The following is an 18434-nucleotide window of genomic DNA, read 5'->3' on the forward strand; positions in this document are numbered from 1 at the left end:
GAACATATTATATTTAAAGTCCATCAGACCCAAATCTAGTAGATGACTATTGAAGGAGCAATCAAACGGTTAAACGAATCTATGTTTAAATCTGTCAATGTTTAAAAGGTTACATGTTTAACAAATTCCATGTTTAACAAATTCCATGTTTAACTAGTTCAATGTTTAAAAGTTCCATGTTTAAAACTGTCATTCATTATGAAGCACATAGTCCATAACCCAAACCACGATGGGTATAAATGATTTCAATGTCATAACTGTCATGACATTGATCTAAATGTTTACGAATAGATTTAATATGACTGTCGATTGTGCGAGCAAGACGATGATCAGGATAATCACTGATGGCATTCAATAGTTGTTCACGGCTTAAGACACGGTCTGGATGCTCAAGTAGGGCAAGTAGAAGTTTACGCTCAGTATTACTCAGGTCAAGCTTTGATTCATTCCAATACAGCGTGTAGGTCATAGGCTCATAACGCCATGTGCCGGAGTCGAGCTCATATATCTTAGGCGTGGTGACGTCATCATCGTTAGCGGATTGTTGACTGGGGCTAGTAGCAGTAAGTTGTTCGCGGCGCCAAATGGCTTTTAGTCGGGCTACCAATTCTCTAGGGCTAAATGGCTTAGGACAATAGTCATCACCGCCCATCTCCAAACCTAAGATACGATCTATTTCATCACTTCGAGCAGTCAAAAACACTATAGGTAAATGCTTGATATGTCCGATGTCATCAGAATGGCGTATGTTTTGGCACAGACTTAACCCATCTCCATCAGGTAATCCCACATCGAGTATAATGCCAGACAAATTCTTACCTTCTTTATTAAAACTTTGCAAGGTTGGTAATACACTAGTGGCATTATCTAACCAAGTTACCTGCCAACCTTCACGCTTAAAAGTCACACGCAATGAGGTAGCAATGGCTGGATCGTCTTCTACTAACAATATATGCGGAGCGGGTGTCGGAGTATTGTCTGAACTTAAGGCAGAATGGGTCATACGAATAGCCTGAATGTGATGACGTAAATTTAATTGAACTGGTTAATATAAATTGGACTTAGATAGTTAATGAATATAAGTAAAGTACAACTTAATGAGGTTAATATCGTAGCACAGCCCACTTCATTATATATGCGATTAACATGACTCAATGATGAAAAGTTAATGAATAGGTTATAAATATCTATGCAGCTCCTAATTCAAATATGTTTTTATACACCATATAAACCCCGCTAAGACTCATAACGAGCAGGAGTAGTATTCTAAATTGTTGGATACTTATGCCTTTTAAAAATAGCTTACCAATGTAGTTACCAAGTATAGCGCCAAAACCTAGAATGAATCCATATATCCATAGTTTGGGCGTTAAAATACCAAAAAAGGTATAACTCCCAATTTGAGCGATGCCAACGAAGAAGGAGTTAGCGGTCTTGGTGGCAATAAGATCTTCTTTTTGTAAACCATAGTTCATATAAAAGGTATTTAATACAGGTCCTAAGCCGCCAACAAGCGTACTGACCAAGGCAACAATAAAACCTAAAGGTATAAAACCTTCCTTAGGCATATTGAATGTTTTATTTATTCGTCCAAATCTGTATTGAAATACGGTTGAGATTAAAAAAATACCAACCAATAATTGTATCCATGCTGCATCCAATCGGCTAAATAATAAGCCTGCCAGCCAAGCGCCAAGTAGGGCGCTTGGCACATAGAACTTAAGTAAACGCCAATCGATATCCTGCCAAAACATAAGCAGGCGAGCGGGTCTCGATAAAAATGTGCCTAAATTGATGACAGGAGGCGCCGCTATTGTACCTATAACCGCCGATGTTGCTGGTATGAGTATTAATGCGCCGCCTCCGCCAGAAACGGTTGATATAATAAAGGCTATCAAACCCAGCCCAAATAAGCTGACTATGTGCCACATCGGAATAGTCTGTATCAGTTGAAAAATATCTTCTAACATATCGGTACGGCCCGTATAGTAGGTAAGATTATTTAAACATTTAGTTATGACCATTTGATTTTATTATAGAGTGGTCTATAGTTGTCACTATTATTTTTTAAGCATGCTATTAAAATTGTTCTGTAAATATAACCTAGACTCTGTTTTTGTTTATATAGTCTGTTTATACAGCCTGTTTAAACGAAGGATGCTCAATAATAAAAGTAAACTATAAACCATAAACAATGAAAAATGATATTTAATAAGGATGATTATGACTCAATTTCTAGACTGCGTGGTTGTAGAACATAACCCAAAACATCAAACCATTGATAAATCAGTTATCTGGCTACATGGCTTAGGTGCGAGCGGTCATGATTTTGAACCTATCGTACCTGAGCTTGGACTTGATGACGATTTAGCGATACGATTTTTATTTCCTCATGCACCAAATATACCCGTGACCATTAATGGTGGCATGGTTATGCCCGCTTGGTATGACATACTGGAGATGAGCTTAGAAAGAAAGGTTGATGTTGAACAAATCCAAAAGTCTGCAAATTCTATTGTGGATTTGATACAACGTGAAATAGAGCGCGGGGTGAATCCGAGTAATATCGTGATTGCTGGATTCTCTCAAGGTGGTGCTATTGCTTATGAAGTAGCGCTGACATATCCGCAAAGATTAGCTGGGCTATTGACGTTATCAACTTATTTAGCGATCGACGATAACGACAACTACACGCAGATAAATAAAGACTTACCGATTAAAATTGATCATGGGACTCAAGATCCAGTTGTACCCGTTATATTAGGACAACGGGCTCATGAGACATTAACCAAATATGGCTACGATGTTGATTTTAATACGTACCCAATGGCGCACCAAGTATGTTTGCCGCAAATAAAGTCGATCGGAAAGTGGTTGAATCACGTTTTAAAATAGTCAATGTCTTCAAAAATATCGGTTAATGCAGTAGTTGCCAAAATACAAAACCAAGTACGACAACTATCGTTAAAATTATAAGTAACCGTTTTGCCCAATAGGGTATTAACGGTTTTTTATATCCCATACTATCTAAATGATTATCCAAACCTTGATTGAGAGACTCAAAATCATTGTCAGACATGGTGTTAGCTGTTCTATCATGAGTAGACGTTGTTTTATTAAGCTCAGAGTTGGCGTTTAATCCTGCGGACGATCGATCTGACTGTGACTTGTTTTGCTTAGAAGCAATGGCGTCAATTTTACGGGTCTGTTGAGATTTTAACGACGCTTCATAGTCATCTATAAGCGCTTTTGCCTCATCCATACTAATATTCTTATCTTCAGCAAGCGTTTTAATGGCTAACACCAAATTGTTTTTTTCAACCATTTGCATGATGTTTTTAGGAAGTTTTGAGGGCTTTTTGGATATTGGGTTTGATAGCATGGCAGGCGGCTTATTGAGGGTTTGGGTTTTGAAAGGATCGTATCTATACAATTTTCAAACTAGTGGTTTCTAGAATTATAGTCAAAGAAGTCTAAAATGCTTACAAGGCAACCGAGTGCAAGTACTACTCATGTAGGCTTAGCAAGGTTAACGCCGTAACCGTTTAGTAGTTCGCTGACTATATTTTACTGATCTTATAGTAACATTACCTAATGGTATAAAAAAAGCACTTCAATCATGATGAATTGAAGTACTTAATTAAAACTCTATTGAACGGCATTTAGCTTATTTGGCTAATTTTATTTATCTAGGCATATTTATATAGGTTTATTGATATTAGCTTATTTATCTTTCCAGCGTTGAATGGCTTCTTTAATTACTTCTTTAGCTTCTGCAACATCACCCCATGACTCAACTACGGTGGTACCTGGCTTTTTAAGGTCTTTGTAGTGACTAAAATGAAACTCAAGTTGCTCAATCAGACGTTTTGGCAAATCTTCTAAGCTGTTATAAGCGTTGCCAGTCGTGCGGTCATCAGCAGGTACCACAACCACTTTATCATCAACTTCACCATCATCGACAAACTTCATGACACCGATGACTTTCGCTTTTAAGAAAATACCAGTGGTTAATGGTTGATCAGTAATGATTAATGCATCAAGCTCATCGCCATCTTCATCCAAAGTTTGGGGAATGAAGCCATAATTGCAAGGCTTAGCGAAAATAATAGGTTCAACGCGATCAAGTTCAAATACGGCCAGCTCACGATTCCACTCAATTTTATGGTTACTACCGGTAGGTATCTCAACAACAACGTTTATCTCGCCGCCATCAACATCACCAGCGTCTAAAATTTCATTAAAATCTGCCATTTTGTTCTCCATAAGAAGCTCTATCATGAGCATTCAGTTAGTATTGTATGTTTAGTATAGTATTGTATGTTTAGAATAGTATTGTATGTGATGCTGATTATAACAATTTTTGCATGATTGCCAAGTCATGACAATATTCCAAATAAGTATTAGCTTAATTAAATTCGTTGATGAGCTTGCATTAGCTTTAGCTGTTCAAGTATTTTTAGTTTTGAAGCCTACTTTTAATTATTTTTATATTTCTAAATCAAATAAAGATAAAAAAAGCTCACATAGCAATTTAAGCTATGTGAGCAATTCAAGCTGAAATATATGGTCTTTGATTTTATAGCCTAAATTTAACTTAAATATAGAGAATATAACCAAAGACATTCAACTTAATAATAAATCTAAATTATTTGATTTTTTTCTCAACTGAGCTGGAGGCGTCGGTTACAGCCTCACCAGCTTCAGAAACGTCTTGACCGAAACCTTTAAACGTATTGCAACCAGAAAGAACAAGTAAGGCGGAAATTGAAGCAATTGCTAACTTTTTCATAATAAATCCTCAAATAGTCAGTGAAATAAAACAGTTAAAATACAAAGAACATGATAAGAAACTAAGGTTAACTAAAAATTAGGTTAACTATAAAATAATACTATCAGCTAAAAGTAATACCAGTTATTCAGCTGATGATATATCTAAATAATTTTAGCAAACCGAGTATCTTATGTTCTAATGGCTATGGTATATGAGTTTGAAAAATATCAATATATTTTAAATGTGTGTTATTGAACATAATATGTCAAAAACTGTAAAAATAATTACACCACCCTAACCTTAAATGTTTTTAGGTAAATAAATGACCATCCATATTGTATTAGTAAATCCAAAAATTCCAAATAATACTGGCAGTGCCATTAGACTATGCGCTAATACTGGGGCTCAATTACATCTTGTTAAACCCTTAGGGTTTGATTTAGATGATCGAAAGCTAAGACGCGCAGGACTCGATTATCATGAATATGCCAATATGAAAGTTCATGAAAATTGGACACAGGCAAAAGCAGAATTACAAAAACAAGGGTGTGACATCATGTTGGCGCTAACAACCAAGTTAAGCCATCCTTTCTACGACTATGATTTTGCGCATACCAATAATGGCGATAAGATTGAAAATATAGCCTTGGTATTTGGATCTGAGACAGCAGGACTAGCAGACAATATACGAGCAGATATCGGTGAAAAAAACTGGTTAAGGTTACCGATGTTACCTGATTCACGCAGTTTAAATCTTGCGAATAGTGTCAGTATTTGTTTATACGAAGTTTGGCGTCAGCGAGGCTTTGTGGGTGATGTAGGGCGTAGCACGGGATACACTGAGCTTACGCCTTATGACCCCAAATAAATAATTTTATAATAGTATAATAAACCATATATAGCCGCATATGGCTAATAGCCTACTATAAACAGTTTGGCGGTTTAGGTAGACCTGCAATACGATTAACATGCCGAGCGACTAGACCAGTCTTAAATAACTGCTGCAATTTTTGGTTTGATATATCAGCAGACGGCATTTTTGTTATTAAGTATTTTATAAGCGGGCGGGTAGAGGGTGGGTGATGAAACTCTTTATGAAAATCACGCACATGGGATAAAACGTCGTAATGAAATTCACTTAACTCAATATTTAGCACATCGGCTAACTGCTGAGCCACCTCTTTGTTCCATAGCGTATGATCAACCAAATGGCCTTCGTCATCAAGTTTGATAAGATCTGTTTGGTTATCCGAATAAACCTTTATGTCTTTGAGGTGCTGTTTGTCTGTCATAGTTTTTAGTTTATTTATTGTGTATTTATTTATTATCTAGTTACTATACTTTAGTAGAGTCAAGTGTAATGACCCGGTCAATCTCATGGGTCAATACTACCCACTCTGTATCCGTTAACGATTGAATGTTTTTGAATTGTAAGTTCACTTTAGCGCTCTCATTTAAATGTTCAATATCGTCTTTTAGTATGTACATCTGTTTGATGTCAGTAATGTTATTAACAAATTCATCATCATAATTAATGTCTTCTATATACGCTTTAATCCAATCGATGTAAGCTACCGTTTCACCCAGTAGTAATAGACTATCCCCAGATTGCCATAACGTACTCATATATTTAATTATGGATTTCAAATTTTGCATATCGGAATGAAGTTGGAATAAAGTTGACATGATGTTTTCTTTTTAAATTTAATAAAGTTTGAGATTTAATTTAACAAATAATTCGATAAAGCTTCAAATTTAAAATGAAAATACGTGATCGAATTTACTCGAATCAAAATCCTCTGGTATAAAATCTACTTGCTGTGCTATCTCGTTTGGCACCATTCCCATTACCCAGCTGCTAAAGACATCATCAGGTAGCCAAGCAGGCGGCATATCGTAAAGGTCTAACGATTTAACCATACCATGCAAACGGCTGCTTGACTGCATCAGAATTCCAAACACAGAGCTACCTAACATCAATTGAACATTTTGCTCAAAGGCTGCTAGTGTTAACGCTAAAGCACAGCCTTCATAAGTGGCTAATTCAGTAGGCGTGGTGAGACGAATTAAAATACTCACAATAATTCCTATTATATTGGGGCGTGTTTTCAAATCGTACAATGATATTTAAATGGGCTAAAAATAGCTAAATCTAGTCATCCATCGTCAAATACCGGGTTAATATTATGATATTTTATTTGCTTTATTCTTTGTCTGACTGCGATTTGTTTTATTTTTAACACCATTTACAAAATGAAGACAAGCCTTAATCCTAGCGGTTAATTAATTAAAATATAAAACTATTTATATCGTCTATAAAAGGTCTAAAAGGTGACCACATAATCTGACTCAGCCAATAGCGTCGCCAATTCACCGAGTCCTACTAACTCAAACCCGTCTGCGATATTGCTACCCTCCAAATTATGACGTAAAGCATTCTCGTCATCTGTTATGCCTCGCGCTAAAGCGGTGCTCACACACACAGGCAGCTTTTGATCAAACTTATCAGCCAATTGAGTCCACTGCTGTGCGATATCTTCTACATCCGCAGATTGCCAACGCAACGTGTTGGCAGTATGCGCGCCATTGCCATAAAAAAAGACTTTTAGTGGGCCCAAGTTGTTTACTTCATTCTGTGAAGCATAATTGGCATCAGGCGTATTTATTGAGCATTGAGCCTCTAAGAACGCTTTAGCATATCGTAGCGCATAGCTAGCTAAAGGCTGGCTAGGGTCAGAGGTGATTAGTAATAAGGTTGAAGTTTTAGTCATAAAAAAATATCTAAAAAAGGTTTAATTAGCTCAAGACAATGTCAATCATAAAATTCAGTCATATAAGCATACTTCAAATTCTTGAATACAGCACATCAATTGCGTATATGGCTACAGATTGTCATAAAACTGTGATTAAAGCGCCATAAAAGTGTCAAATCAAGGGTATACAGTATATATAAATTAAATATATAAGGTGTCATTATCTATAAACAAGCACATTAATATGAAACAAATAACCGTATTATAAACTTGTTCAATATGACTTAACCTTTAATATATTTAAAACTCATCAACTGCGTGAGTTATAAAACAATTTAAGTGAGTGTACCCATGGATACGTTTTATAAGAATATGACTATTGAGAGCTACCATTCAAATGCAAATCAAAGTGCATATAAAGATGCCATTAAAGGTTCAAATAAAGGTGCTAATCAAACCGCTAAAAATTTAAATTCTAAACATTTAGATACTAGCAATGCGGCGAAGAAACATTCCGTTCATAATTTGGCCACGAGTTTTGATTCAGCAAATGCACATGTAAACGACATTAGTGCGTCAGCAAATAATAGTCAGAGTTTAACCAACATTTTAACAAACACTTTAACCAACAACGAAACCGATTCTAGACCGATACATATTCTGCTTGTTACTGAAACGTGGTTGCCTGATATGAATGGCGTTGCCATGAGCTTACAACGCTTGACCAAACAAATGGCAGATATGGGAAACCCCATTAGCTTAATCAGACCCAAACCTATGCATGACGATGTTGCCCAAACTAATGACATAAAAAATTCCCATGAAATTTCTGATTCAGCGATCTTAAATCCGCAATCATTTGTTCAAAATGATATTCAGGTCAAAGGGGTTTCAATTCCTAAATATTCGAGCTTACAGTTTGGATTACCGTCATATTTTACGATTAGAAAAGCTCTAAAAAGAATTCGACCTGATATCGTGCACATTGCAACTGAAGGCCCATTGGGATTAGCCGCCTTGATGGCAGCAAAAAGTTTGCAGATACCAGCCACAACGGGATATCACACACAGTTTCATGATTTTAGTGAACATTTTGGCTTTGGTATTTTATCGAAGCCTCTCATGACGTATTTTAAATGGTTTCATAACGCATCAAAAGCCACATGCGTACCGAGTAACAAAACACTTAAGGACTTAGGGGCGCTAGGGTTTAAACGCTTGTATGAAGTGGGTCGGGGTGTGGATTTAGAATTGTTTAATCCAAAACACCGTAGCAATCAATTGCGTGAGCAGTGGGGCGCCAATCAACATCATACAGTATTGGTTATGGTGAGCCGTTTGTCTCCTGAAAAGGGCATAGATGTTGTTATCGAAGGGTTTAAAGCGCTGCAACGTACCCAATTACAACGTGCCGTCAAATTAGTTATAGTAGGTGATGGGCCCGATAAGTCTCGTCTTGAGACCTTATCAAATGGTAGTCAAGAAGATATTATTTTTACTGGGGCACAAACTGGCCATAATTTATCAGAGCATTATGCTAGCGCCGATGCGTTTGTGTTTGCAAGTCAAGTAGAAACATTTGGCAATGTCGTCATTGAAGCCATGGCAAGTGGATTACCTGTCTTTGCTTTTGATGACGCAGCAGCGGGTATGCTAGTCACGCAAGATAAAGGCAAGCTTGCCCCAAAAGGCGATAAACAAGCATTTATCGACATGGTAGCCAGTCTTCCAAAAATGCAGCAATTAAAACAACAAGGTGGTAACGCGTATAACAGTGTGCTGGGATTCTCATGGCAACGACCTGCCGAACAAATGCTATCTATGTTTGAGCAGTATGTAACGCTTAAATTATAGCTTGATGGATTAAAATTCTTGATAGTTTAAATTTAAAATAGTTTCAAACCCAGTGCGTTTATAAATACAGTGAAAATTTTTGAAAACCTATTAGCTTCACAACTTAATTTGATGTTTTCTAATCAAATGTCACTTATTAAAGGTTCGTCTTATCAATCGTTCGCCTTTATAAATGTTAGAAGCTTCAAAGTTTCACTTGTTTTAAAGTTTAAATGTTTAAAAAGTTCAAATTTTTAAAAAGTTCAGCTGTTTAAATATTCACAGAGGGGAAAAACATGAAACTTAAAAGCGGGCCATTAGTAAAAGATAAATACGAAGCTACAATACAACCAAGCCCTTTATTTACTTTAATTTCTAAAAGCCCTACGTTAACCGTTTATGCCAATCATTTTGTCTCTATGGATACCAGTTTGTGTATACATATCAATCAGTATTCGACAAACTATGGGATAGCCACATTCTTTAAATTGATAAGCCGCCTAGGAGATGGATGGTTTTGGTATGTGATGATGATCACTGCGTTGCTGTTTAAGGGTACAGCAGCGATTATCCCACTAACTGTTACAGTATTTATTAGTCTCATAGGACTGGCTTTATATAAAGTGCTAAAAGTCAAAACGGTAAGACCAAGACCTTATCAAGTTCATCAGGTCATCGTATTAGGTGAGCGGCCTTTAGATGTCTTTAGTTTTCCATCAGGGCATACGTTGCAAGCAGTGTTATTTACGTCAACATTAGGCAGTTTCTATCCAGAATTATTACCCATTATGCTTCCTTTTGCCATACTAGTGGCACTATCAAGAATGGTACTTGGATTACATTATCCCTCTGACGTTATTATTGGCGCGGTATTAGGCTACACATTATCATTATGGGCAACTACCATCCAAATGTACGTTATGCAAACAGCGCTATTCTCAAGTTTCATATAAATTCAGTACGACATTCTGATAACTTATAAGTAATTTGAATTGAATTAAAAAACCAAGATTAAATATTTTAAAACAGGAGATTTTAAATAAATTTAAACGAAGAGTCATCTTGTCTCTGTCAGTTATGTGGTAGGCTTATCATATGTTTGAACCTAAGGAGCCGTATCACATCATGTCATCAGATAACCATTCAACGCCCGAGCATAATGTTCCTCAGCATGAAAAGCTTCAGAATAATGATTCCAAACTTAACGCTAAAGCGACCTTAAATTGCACCTGTCGTATTATGACGCATCAAGGTAACTTTACCGCTGATCAGATTACTATTGAACACCTTAACACCTTAAAACTCGCCAGCCCTTTTGCTTATCAAATCTTTGAAAATAAAAAAACTATCTGTGAGAATTTCATTAATAGCTATCCTTTAGGGGAGGCATTAACGCGTCAGCAGATTAATGATTTGATAGATGATTACACCTTAGATGATGATATGAATGGAGGACTAGAACGAGCAGATGAAGCAGGGGTTATGAGAGGCTTGCGGCGTCTGCGGGAGTTGTTAATGCTGCGCTGGATATGGCAAGACGCCCTTGGAATAATAACGCTTGAAGACGTGACGACTGAGTTATCAGACTTTGCAGACTGCTGTATTGTGTTTACCAAACACTATGTATGGGATCAATTAGTTCAGCGATATGGTCAACCAACTTTTATTGATAATGAGGGTAACTTACAAGTTGATGACATGGCAATATATGCGATGGGGAAGCTTGGCGCCTGCGAGCTTAATTTGTCGAGCGACATCGATTTGATATTTGTTCACCATCAGCGCGGTGAAACAGATGGCGATAAAGATAAAGGTACTAAGTCTATCGCTAATAAACGCTTTATGGCACGTTTAGGTCAAGGTATTATCAAAATTCTAGATGCCAATACCGCAGAAGGTTTTGTATTTCGGGTTGATATGCGTTTGAGACCTTGGGGCGATGGTAGTGATTTGGCAATTCATTTGTCGGCATTAGACAAATATTTCTCAGCACATGGCCGTGCTTGGGAGCGTTTTGCATGGCTAAAAGCACGTATTGTGAATACGGTGAGTGATGACTTTAAGTGTAAGCTTGATAACATCATCATGCCTTTCGTCTTTAGATATTACGTGGATTATAGTGCGTTTGCAGCGCTTAGAGAAATGAAATCGCTTATCAATAATCAAGTGGCTCAGCGTGAAGATTTGGACAATGTTAAGCTGGGTGCAGGCGGTATACGAGATATAGAGTTTGTGGTTCAAGCGTTTCAGCTGATCTATGGTGGTCGTCATACCGAGCTGCAAGTTAGAGCCTGCTTAAAAGCGATGCGAGCATTAAATCAGTTAGATTTTATTGACGACACTACCTATGAACAGCTAAAAGAAGCTTATAGATTTTTGCGGCGCGTAGAACATGGTATTCAAGCTATTCATGATCAGCAGACACAGCGTTTGCCAGACAATACCGAATTACAGAAAAATCTAGCCATTACTTTAGGATTTAACCACTGGGATGAATTCATAAAGTGTTTAAATTATCACCGACAAAATGTGCATGTGCCTTTTGATCGGATGGTGACTGAGCGTCAAACTCCAGACACTGTTGATACACTGAATGTCGATATAGAGAATTTGGATGATATTTTAAATGATGAAAATAAAGCCAAATTACAACAGTTTTGGGACAGCAAACTGGTTGCAAATCTAAGCGAGGAAGCAAAACAAAGGTTGGATGATGCCTATCCCGTACTTGCTCATGCCTTATTGGTACATGATAGAGAGCAAGGATTGGCTAATGTGGCACTGCCAAGGTTGCTAAACTTACTTGAAGCCATATGCCGTCGATCTATTTATCTTGTCATGCTTGCAGAAAACCCAAATGCGACGGTAAATCTCATCCCTATGCTGTCTGCAAGTCCTTGGATTGCTGGCGAGCTCACGCGCTATCCGGTGTTACTCGACTCCTTTTTGCAGCAGCGATATCGTCACCTGCCTGATAAGCAAGAGCTATCAAATATATTAAGGCAACGGTTATTGCGAGTTGAGCCTAATGATGAAGAGCTTTTATTAAATGTATTACGTCTTTTTAAGAACAATCAAGTATTGGCAGTGGCAGCCAGTGACGTGATTGCTGAACGGCCGATTATGAAAGTTTCGGATTCGTTAACTGATATTGCCGAGGTTGTATTAGAGTTTACGTTAGAAAGGGCGTTCTCAGAATTAGTAAAGCGTCATGGCTATCCTATAAACTTACAAGGTGAGTCGGTAAATGAGGCGCATAATGGCTTTGCGATTATAGGCTACGGTAAGCTTGGCGGTATTGAGATGTCATATACCTCTGATCTTGACTTAGTGTTTATTCATCAGATCAATGAGCAGGCCATGACTACAGGCGCCAAACCTTTAAGTGGTATGAAATTTACAGCGCGATTGGCTCAAAAGCTCATGACCTATTTGAACACGCATACACGTGATGGCCGTGCTTACGAGATCGATATGCGGCTTAGACCCTCAGGCAATGCGGGCATGATGGTGGTATCGAGTCGTTCCTTTGAGCGCTATCAATTAGAAAAAGCATGGGTTTGGGAGCATCAGGCGTTAGTACGCGCCCGTGCAATTTGTGGCGATAGACGAGTTATGCATTCATTTAATGAAACCCGTCATCAGGTTTTGACACGTAAACGAGATGTTGCAGACTTAAAACAACAAGTGATAGAGATGCGCTCTAAAATGAAAGATCATTTAGGCAGTAATCAACAAGCACAGCAAGCAGGTAAGTTTCATTTAAAACAAGACGCAGGTGGTATTGTTGATATAGAGTTTATGGCACAATACGGTGTATTAGCTCACGCACATGATTATCCAGAATTAACCAAATGGAGTGATAACGTCCGTATTCTCAAAAGTTTGACCGATTCGGGTGTTTGGGACTTGGATACTTGTGAGAAGCTTACTCAAGCATACTTAGATTTGCGATCTGAGATGCATAATATCGCACTGGCTAATAATGATGTGATCGTCGATTCAGATAAATGGTCCAAAACTCGTGAGTTTGTTATATCAAAGTGGAATGAAATTGTTGTATGATAATGCGTTAAAAAATTTTGAATTATAAATTGATTGAGTTTAATTCTAGACAGCCACCAATCTTAAGTTATTATCGCTTAAGGATTAGTTACTCGTTTAGCAAATGATATACTTTTAAATCTGAACTAAATTAAAATCTATAAAATGGAAGAATCTATATGAGCATGGCAACAACTGATGGAAAGCTTTGGTTAAATGGCGATATGATTGACCAACCAGATGCAAAAATTCATGTATTAACTCATAGTTTGCACTATGGCATGTCAGTATTTGAAGGCGTACGCGCGTATCAAACAGATGACGGACGTACTGCTATTTTTAGATTAAATGATCATACAGATCGATTATTAGGCTCTGCAAAGATTTTTCAAATGAAGGTGCCGTTTGATAAGACAGATTTAAATAATGCACAAATAGAAGTCGTTAAACAAAATAACCTTGAATCTGCTTATATACGTCCACTGATATGGGTAGGCGCAGAAAAACTAGGCCTTTCATCGACAGATAATAGTATTAACGCGATGGTCGCAGCATGGAAGTGGGGCGCCTATTTAGGAGAAGAGGGTATCCTAAATGGTATAAGGGTCAAAACCTCTTCATATACGCATCACATGACGAATGTAACAATGTGCAAAGCGAAAGCGGCGAGCAACTATCCTGTATCAATCATGGCCAATCAAGAAGTGACGCGTAATGGCTATGATGAGGCCATCTTAATGGATCCTCAAGGTTATGTCTGTCAAGGCTCAGGTGAGAACTTATTTTTAGTTAAAGATGGTGAATTACATACCCCTGATCTTGCAGGTGGAGCATTAGATGGCATTACCCGCCGAACCATTATGACATTTGCCGAAGACTTAGGTATCACAGTTAAAGAGCGTCGTATCACACGCGATGAGTTTTATTTAGCAGATGAGATATTCATGACAGGTACGGCAGCTGAGGTTACGCCAATTCGTGAATACGATGACCGCACCATTGGTAATGGCGGACGTGGCGAGCTCACCGAAAAAATTCAAAGTTTATATTTTGATGTGGTGCATGGTCGTAATGAAAAATATATGGATTGGTTGAGCTTTATCGATTAACTGTATTTATAGTTCATGTACTAAGTTTATCTTAATAGTAAGTTTTCGGTTTTTCGATACCAAAATAAAGATACCTTATCTATCTAATTCGGTTATCTATCTTTTTAAGTTATCTATCTTTTTAAGTTATCAATTTTTCAAAAGGCACGCGTAATTTATGTCTAATCAAAGCTCAGTATCAGAACCACAAACAGTAAAACAAATTATTTGTATCAAATGGGGCAGTAAGTATGGTGCTCATTATGCTAATAAACTATATGGTATGGTCTTTCGTAACATTACTCCACCATTTAGGTTTGTATGTTTTACTGATGATAGTACGGGTGTTCGTCCTGAAATAGAATGCCAAGAACTTCCAACATTAGACGTTACGATGCCAACCAATACCCTGGGTAAGTGGCCAAAGTCACGTTTATGGGGTGAGACTTTAGGAGACGTTACTGGTGTCGTATTGTTTTTAGATTTGGATGTGGTTATTGTTGATAGTTTGGACCCTTTCTTTGAATATGGCGATCTTAACGATGTTGTATTGTCCTATAATCCGAGTAATCCACTTGAAAAATTAGGTCAGACCTCCTGCTTTAGATTTAAAGTGGGGTCGCTTATATCGCTACAAGAGAAATTTAAAGCAGACCCTCAAGGTATCGCCGATAAATATCGATTTGAGCAACGTTTTGTTACTCGAAACGTACCTGGTGGCGTAAAAATATTCCCTAAGCAATGGGTTGCGCATTTTAGACGTAAGTGCCGTCAGCCTTTCCCACTAAACTATTTTATACCGCCTAAGATTCCTAAAGGCGCTAGAATAGTCATTTTCCCAGGCGGGCTTTATCCTTCCAATGCTATTAATGGACAATATGACAAAACCTCATCAGACAATTTTAAAGATCATTTGAGTGATTTAAAAAAACCTGAGAATTTAAAAAAGCCATTTAAACATTTGCGACACTTTATTTTACCAGTTGATTGGGTAAAAGATAATTGGAGAGAGTAAAAACTCTTTGAAACTTATGATATTTAATCTTATTTTTTCCATTTAAAATTTAATTTTTTCTTATCTATTGTCTTAAAGGGATACTCAGAAAATAAACCATAGCTATTATCGTAAAAATCCCATAACTCTTGAATATCTGTGAGTTTAGATTCTAATAAGGTTTCATAAACTAAGTGTTGAAAGAACTTGTCTTTTATAAATGGTCTCTCAAAATCTGTTGAAAAATGAGAAAGTTTATAAAATAAGGATTCAAGGGGTGGGTTGTCGATAAATCTTAAATTATTATATTTTTCTATATAAGTATTCCATTTATCAACACTCAACTCACTTTCTAATCTTTTGTAGTTTATTATGCTCGTATATTCATCATAGTCTTGAAGCTGTTCATTAAATTTATTATCATCAATTGGCGGTAACCCGTTACCATTAAAATTATAACTTGCTAATAAATCAAAATTATCAGGTGTAACTAATCCGATCAATTCGCCTTTTTGAGAGGTAATACAAACAGGCTTTTTACAAGCTAATCCTTCTATGGCGACTCTTCCAACTCCTGATACACCTTTATATTTAGGGATTAAATAGTTAATATCTTCTATTTCGCCAATTAAGTTAACAACTATTTTAAGGTTCATTGATTTAATTTTATCTAAAATTTCATATCTGTCCCCACCACCAGCTATATCTACTTCTAATATATCAGAATTATTAGCGGCTTCTAAAAATCTAATTATTGCAGGATATTTTTCAGGACTTAACCTACTTATTATTAGCCACTTATCATTATTGGAAGTTTTTTGAGAAAACTTTTTTAGGTCTATTAGATTAGGTATGACTAAATAAGAAGATAAGGGGTTAGAACAAGGATTTGGAATAGCTTTTGTAACACTAATAGATAGACTATAACTATATGAAGCTATTTTTTGACTTAGTATTCGTTGGATAGGACGTCTATAAATATCTAGTATGCCATGTACTGTTGAAATTACAGGAGTTTTTGTTAATTGAGCTGCCATTATAGCTGCTAAGGCGAATAGATCCTGCATATGAATACTAATCAGATTTATCTTATGATTTTGAATAATACCTATGATTTGGTGTACAAGAGCTATAAAATTTGAAGCATCATTAACATTCGAAGAATTAATAGGTATAAAGACATTAGGATTAAGAAAATTATTTATACTTTCTTTATAATATGGTTTAGGTACAGTTAAAAAAACATTAAAATCATTTTTCTTAAGATATTTAAACTCATCTACCCATCTAGTCTCTATTCCCCCTAATACATCAAGACGATGGTAAACATATAATATATTTTTTTTTAAATTAGTTGTCACCTACAACTCCTATATAATGTATTAATTGAGTTTTTACTTTATTATAATAAGTCATATTAAAAAATATTCTATAGTAGTACGAATGCTAAATACTTATATATTACTAAATTAATTTAATAACGTTAATAATGATTTATTTATTGCCAATAATTAAAATTTTACATTCTATCGCATGTATATATAAAATATAATGATTTTAATTAGAGTTTAAGGTTTATTTTAAAATATTATTAAAATTATTAATTATATTAGATTAGCGAATTATTTGAGGTAGTATAGTACCATTACTCTATTAATTAAGATAAATTAGAGGCGTATTGAATATAAATTTTATTGAAATTTCATTTTAAAAATAAATATCAACATAATAATTTATTTAAGTTTTTTTTATGGCTCAGATTAATAAAAAGGCTCTACTTATAATAAACTGCCTTCAAGGTGGTGGAGCTGAACGTTCTGTATTAACATTAGGACAAGGATTTTATGAATTAGGTTACGAAGTGCATTTATTAAGGTTTAAGCCTTTAGTTGAATATGACTTAAATCCTAATTTGAACTATCATTTAGTAAAATTCAAACCCTTTAAACTTCTACCATCAAGTTTACGCTATAAAGCTTTTTCGAAAGTAGTCGATAAATATGTGCTAAAAAATTTAGGCCAACCTGATATAGTATTATCTAATTTAGAGCGTCCAGATAGAGTAATGGCTCATAGCAAACTTAAAAATGTCCTCCATGTCATTCGTAACGATATAAAAAATGATTATAATATTCCTTCGGGTGCTTCTATTAAACATCCTAATGTTATAGATTTAATAAATATATACGGTAATCATCCTTGTGTTTGTGTGTCGAAAGGTGTTCAAAAGGGTTTAGATGAACTACTAGGTAAATACGTTAAAACAACTACGATATATAATGCGTTCGATATCCCATTAATTAACCAAATGGCGAATGAACCTCTTAATGAAGAAAGTTTAAAGCAACTTCCACTAAACTTAGGCCTCTATAAGCAAAATGAATTACTTAAGGTCATAAAGACAGGCAATTACATTATTCACGTAGGTAGTTTCAAATATCAAAAAGCTCATGATGTTCTATTAAAAGCTTATTCAAAAAGTCTACAAACTTATCCTTTAATATTATTAGGACAGGGTAAAGATTTTGAGAAAATAAAACTATTATCTAAAGAGTTAGGAATTAGTGATAATATATTTTTTTTAGGGTTTCTTAAGAACCCATATCCTTTCATGAAACGTTCAAAATTATTCGTTTTATCTTCAAGGTATGAAGGTTTTGTTAGGGTTGTGGCTGAAGCTATGGCGCTTAACACTCCAGTCATAAGCACCGACTGTCCTTCTGGTCCAAGTGAACTTCTAAGTCCAGAACATTTAGTTCCAGTGGATAATATTGATGCGTTATCAAATAAAATAAATCAAGCTATGAACGAGCCAGAAAAGTTTTTAGCTCGTTTGGATGATAAGTTTTTACCTGTAAATGTTGCAAAACAGTATGAAGAATATCTTTTAAATAGCATTACATAAATAAAATTGATGGTTTAATTTATATTAGGGTAAATACGTTCAA

Annotated in this window: 18 protein-coding genes; 8 read left to right on the forward strand and 10 right to left on the reverse strand. The window is 35.9% G+C overall.

Annotated elements, in window-relative coordinates; translation table 11 throughout:
- Nucleotides 1–196 precede the first annotated feature (196 nt).
- Nucleotides 197–1003: a response regulator gene (locus AC2SLP_RS02135; protein WP_486534975.1), complete on the reverse strand. Its 807-nt coding sequence runs from the start codon at nt 1001–1003 to the stop codon at nt 197–199.
- Between the two features lie 184 nt (nt 1004–1187).
- Nucleotides 1188–1970, reverse strand: a complete 783-nt coding sequence (locus tag AC2SLP_RS02140; RefSeq protein ID WP_486534976.1) for a sulfite exporter TauE/SafE family protein — start codon at nt 1968–1970, stop codon at nt 1188–1190.
- Nucleotides 1971–2223: 253 nt separating this feature from the next.
- On the opposite strand from AC2SLP_RS02140, the gene AC2SLP_RS02145 reads away from it, so the two are divergent.
- A complete protein-coding gene (locus AC2SLP_RS02145; RefSeq protein WP_486534977.1) occupies nt 2224–2895 on the forward strand; it encodes an alpha/beta hydrolase in 672 nt (223 codons plus the stop codon).
- 22 nt (nt 2896–2917) lie between these two features.
- Here AC2SLP_RS02145 and AC2SLP_RS02150 read toward each other — a convergent pair whose 3' ends face one another.
- The 3 genes from AC2SLP_RS02150 to AC2SLP_RS02160 form a co-directional block, all read right to left on the reverse strand.
- Nucleotides 2918–3382 (reverse strand): hypothetical protein, encoded by a 465-nt coding sequence (locus AC2SLP_RS02150; RefSeq protein WP_486534978.1) that lies wholly within the window; start codon nt 3380–3382, stop codon nt 2918–2920.
- Nucleotides 3383–3723: 341 nt separating this feature from the next.
- Nucleotides 3724–4254 (reverse strand): inorganic diphosphatase, encoded by a 531-nt coding sequence (locus tag AC2SLP_RS02155; RefSeq protein WP_486534979.1) that lies wholly within the window; start codon nt 4252–4254, stop codon nt 3724–3726.
- A 394-nt stretch (nt 4255–4648) separates the two neighbouring features.
- Entirely contained in the window at nt 4649–4792 is a 144-nt protein-coding gene (locus AC2SLP_RS02160; protein ID WP_486534980.1) for an entericidin A/B family lipoprotein, read from the reverse strand.
- Nucleotides 4793–5096: 304 nt separating this feature from the next.
- On the opposite strand from AC2SLP_RS02160, the gene AC2SLP_RS02165 reads away from it, so the two are divergent.
- On the forward strand, nt 5097–5642 hold the full coding sequence (locus tag AC2SLP_RS02165; protein ID WP_486534981.1) for a tRNA (cytidine(34)-2'-O)-methyltransferase: 546 nt from the start codon (nt 5097–5099) through the stop codon (nt 5640–5642).
- 55 nt (nt 5643–5697) lie between these two features.
- Here the strand turns inward: AC2SLP_RS02165 and AC2SLP_RS02170 are convergent, their stop codons facing one another.
- The 4 genes from AC2SLP_RS02170 to AC2SLP_RS02185 form a co-directional block, all read right to left on the reverse strand.
- A complete protein-coding gene (locus tag AC2SLP_RS02170) occupies nt 5698–6066 on the reverse strand; it encodes a TusE/DsrC/DsvC family sulfur relay protein (RefSeq protein WP_486534982.1) in 369 nt (122 codons plus the stop codon).
- A gap of 43 nt (nt 6067–6109) precedes the next feature.
- Entirely contained in the window at nt 6110–6460 is a 351-nt protein-coding gene (locus AC2SLP_RS02175; RefSeq protein ID WP_486534983.1) for a hypothetical protein, read from the reverse strand.
- 69 nt (nt 6461–6529) lie between these two features.
- Entirely contained in the window at nt 6530–6853 is a 324-nt protein-coding gene (locus tag AC2SLP_RS02180) for a hypothetical protein (RefSeq protein ID WP_486534984.1), read from the reverse strand.
- Between the two features lie 245 nt (nt 6854–7098).
- On the reverse strand, nt 7099–7545 hold the full coding sequence (locus AC2SLP_RS02185) for a DsrE family protein (RefSeq protein ID WP_486534985.1): 447 nt from the start codon (nt 7543–7545) through the stop codon (nt 7099–7101).
- A gap of 333 nt (nt 7546–7878) precedes the next feature.
- Here AC2SLP_RS02185 and AC2SLP_RS02190 point away from each other — a divergent pair, with 333 nt between their 5' ends.
- The 5 genes from AC2SLP_RS02190 to AC2SLP_RS02210 all read left to right on the forward strand — a co-directional run bounded on the left by AC2SLP_RS02190 (nt 7879) and on the right by AC2SLP_RS02210 (nt 15507).
- Entirely contained in the window at nt 7879–9381 is a 1503-nt protein-coding gene (locus tag AC2SLP_RS02190) for a glycosyltransferase family 4 protein (RefSeq protein ID WP_486534986.1), read from the forward strand.
- Nucleotides 9382–9779: 398 nt separating this feature from the next.
- Nucleotides 9780–10313: a phosphatase PAP2 family protein gene (locus AC2SLP_RS02195; RefSeq protein ID WP_486535049.1), complete on the forward strand. Its 534-nt coding sequence runs from the start codon at nt 9780–9782 to the stop codon at nt 10311–10313.
- A gap of 286 nt (nt 10314–10599) precedes the next feature.
- On the forward strand, nt 10600–13425 hold the full coding sequence (gene glnE, locus AC2SLP_RS02200) for a bifunctional [glutamate--ammonia ligase]-adenylyl-L-tyrosine phosphorylase/[glutamate--ammonia-ligase] adenylyltransferase (RefSeq protein ID WP_486535050.1): 2826 nt from the start codon (nt 10600–10602) through the stop codon (nt 13423–13425).
- 158 nt (nt 13426–13583) lie between these two features.
- A complete protein-coding gene (locus AC2SLP_RS02205; protein WP_486534987.1) occupies nt 13584–14513 on the forward strand; it encodes a branched-chain amino acid transaminase in 930 nt (309 codons plus the stop codon).
- Nucleotides 14514–14670: 157 nt separating this feature from the next.
- On the forward strand, nt 14671–15507 hold the full coding sequence (locus tag AC2SLP_RS02210) for a glycosyl transferase (RefSeq protein ID WP_486534988.1): 837 nt from the start codon (nt 14671–14673) through the stop codon (nt 15505–15507).
- 29 nt (nt 15508–15536) lie between these two features.
- Here AC2SLP_RS02210 and AC2SLP_RS02215 read toward each other — a convergent pair whose 3' ends face one another.
- A complete protein-coding gene (locus AC2SLP_RS02215) occupies nt 15537–16847 on the reverse strand; it encodes a glycosyltransferase (protein WP_486534989.1) in 1311 nt (436 codons plus the stop codon).
- A gap of 389 nt (nt 16848–17236) precedes the next feature.
- Between AC2SLP_RS02215 and AC2SLP_RS02220 the strand changes: the two genes are divergently transcribed.
- Complete coding sequence (locus AC2SLP_RS02220) at nt 17237–18391, forward strand: glycosyltransferase (RefSeq protein ID WP_486534990.1); 1155 nt, start codon at nt 17237–17239, stop codon at nt 18389–18391.
- Nucleotides 18392–18434: the final 43 nt, after the last annotated feature.

The sequence above is a fragment of the Psychrobacter sp. CX21 genome (assembly GCF_057396255.1).

Excerpts from the sequence above, each read along its gene's own strand:
- AC2SLP_RS02140 (WP_486534976.1), bottom strand. The coding sequence starts at position 1,970 with ATGTTAGAAGATATTTTTCAACTGATACAGACTATTCCGATGTGGCAC.
- AC2SLP_RS02190 (WP_486534986.1), top strand. The coding sequence starts at position 7,879 with ATGGATACGTTTTATAAGAATATGACTATTGAGAGCTACCATTCAAAT.
- AC2SLP_RS02185 (WP_486534985.1), bottom strand. The coding sequence starts at position 7,545 with ATGACTAAAACTTCAACCTTATTACTAATCACCTCTGACCCTAGCCAG.
- AC2SLP_RS02150 (WP_486534978.1), bottom strand. The coding sequence starts at position 3,382 with ATGCTATCAAACCCAATATCCAAAAAGCCCTCAAAACTTCCTAAAAAC.
- AC2SLP_RS02205 (WP_486534987.1), top strand. The coding sequence starts at position 13,584 with ATGAGCATGGCAACAACTGATGGAAAGCTTTGGTTAAATGGCGATATG.
- AC2SLP_RS02170 (WP_486534982.1), bottom strand. The coding sequence starts at position 6,066 with ATGACAGACAAACAGCACCTCAAAGACATAAAGGTTTATTCGGATAAC.
- AC2SLP_RS02155 (WP_486534979.1), bottom strand. The coding sequence starts at position 4,254 with ATGGCAGATTTTAATGAAATTTTAGACGCTGGTGATGTTGATGGCGGC.
- AC2SLP_RS02165 (WP_486534981.1), top strand. The coding sequence starts at position 5,097 with ATGACCATCCATATTGTATTAGTAAATCCAAAAATTCCAAATAATACT.
- AC2SLP_RS02220 (WP_486534990.1), top strand. The coding sequence starts at position 17,237 with ATGGCTCAGATTAATAAAAAGGCTCTACTTATAATAAACTGCCTTCAA.
- AC2SLP_RS02160 (WP_486534980.1), bottom strand. The coding sequence starts at position 4,792 with ATGAAAAAGTTAGCAATTGCTTCAATTTCCGCCTTACTTGTTCTTTCT.
- AC2SLP_RS02135 (WP_486534975.1), bottom strand. The coding sequence starts at position 1,003 with ATGACCCATTCTGCCTTAAGTTCAGACAATACTCCGACACCCGCTCCG.
- AC2SLP_RS02210 (WP_486534988.1), top strand. The coding sequence starts at position 14,671 with ATGTCTAATCAAAGCTCAGTATCAGAACCACAAACAGTAAAACAAATT.
- glnE (WP_486535050.1), top strand. The coding sequence starts at position 10,600 with ATGACGCATCAAGGTAACTTTACCGCTGATCAGATTACTATTGAACAC.
- AC2SLP_RS02175 (WP_486534983.1), bottom strand. The coding sequence starts at position 6,460 with ATGTCAACTTTATTCCAACTTCATTCCGATATGCAAAATTTGAAATCC.
- AC2SLP_RS02195 (WP_486535049.1), top strand. The coding sequence starts at position 9,780 with ATGGATACCAGTTTGTGTATACATATCAATCAGTATTCGACAAACTAT.
- AC2SLP_RS02145 (WP_486534977.1), top strand. The coding sequence starts at position 2,224 with ATGACTCAATTTCTAGACTGCGTGGTTGTAGAACATAACCCAAAACAT.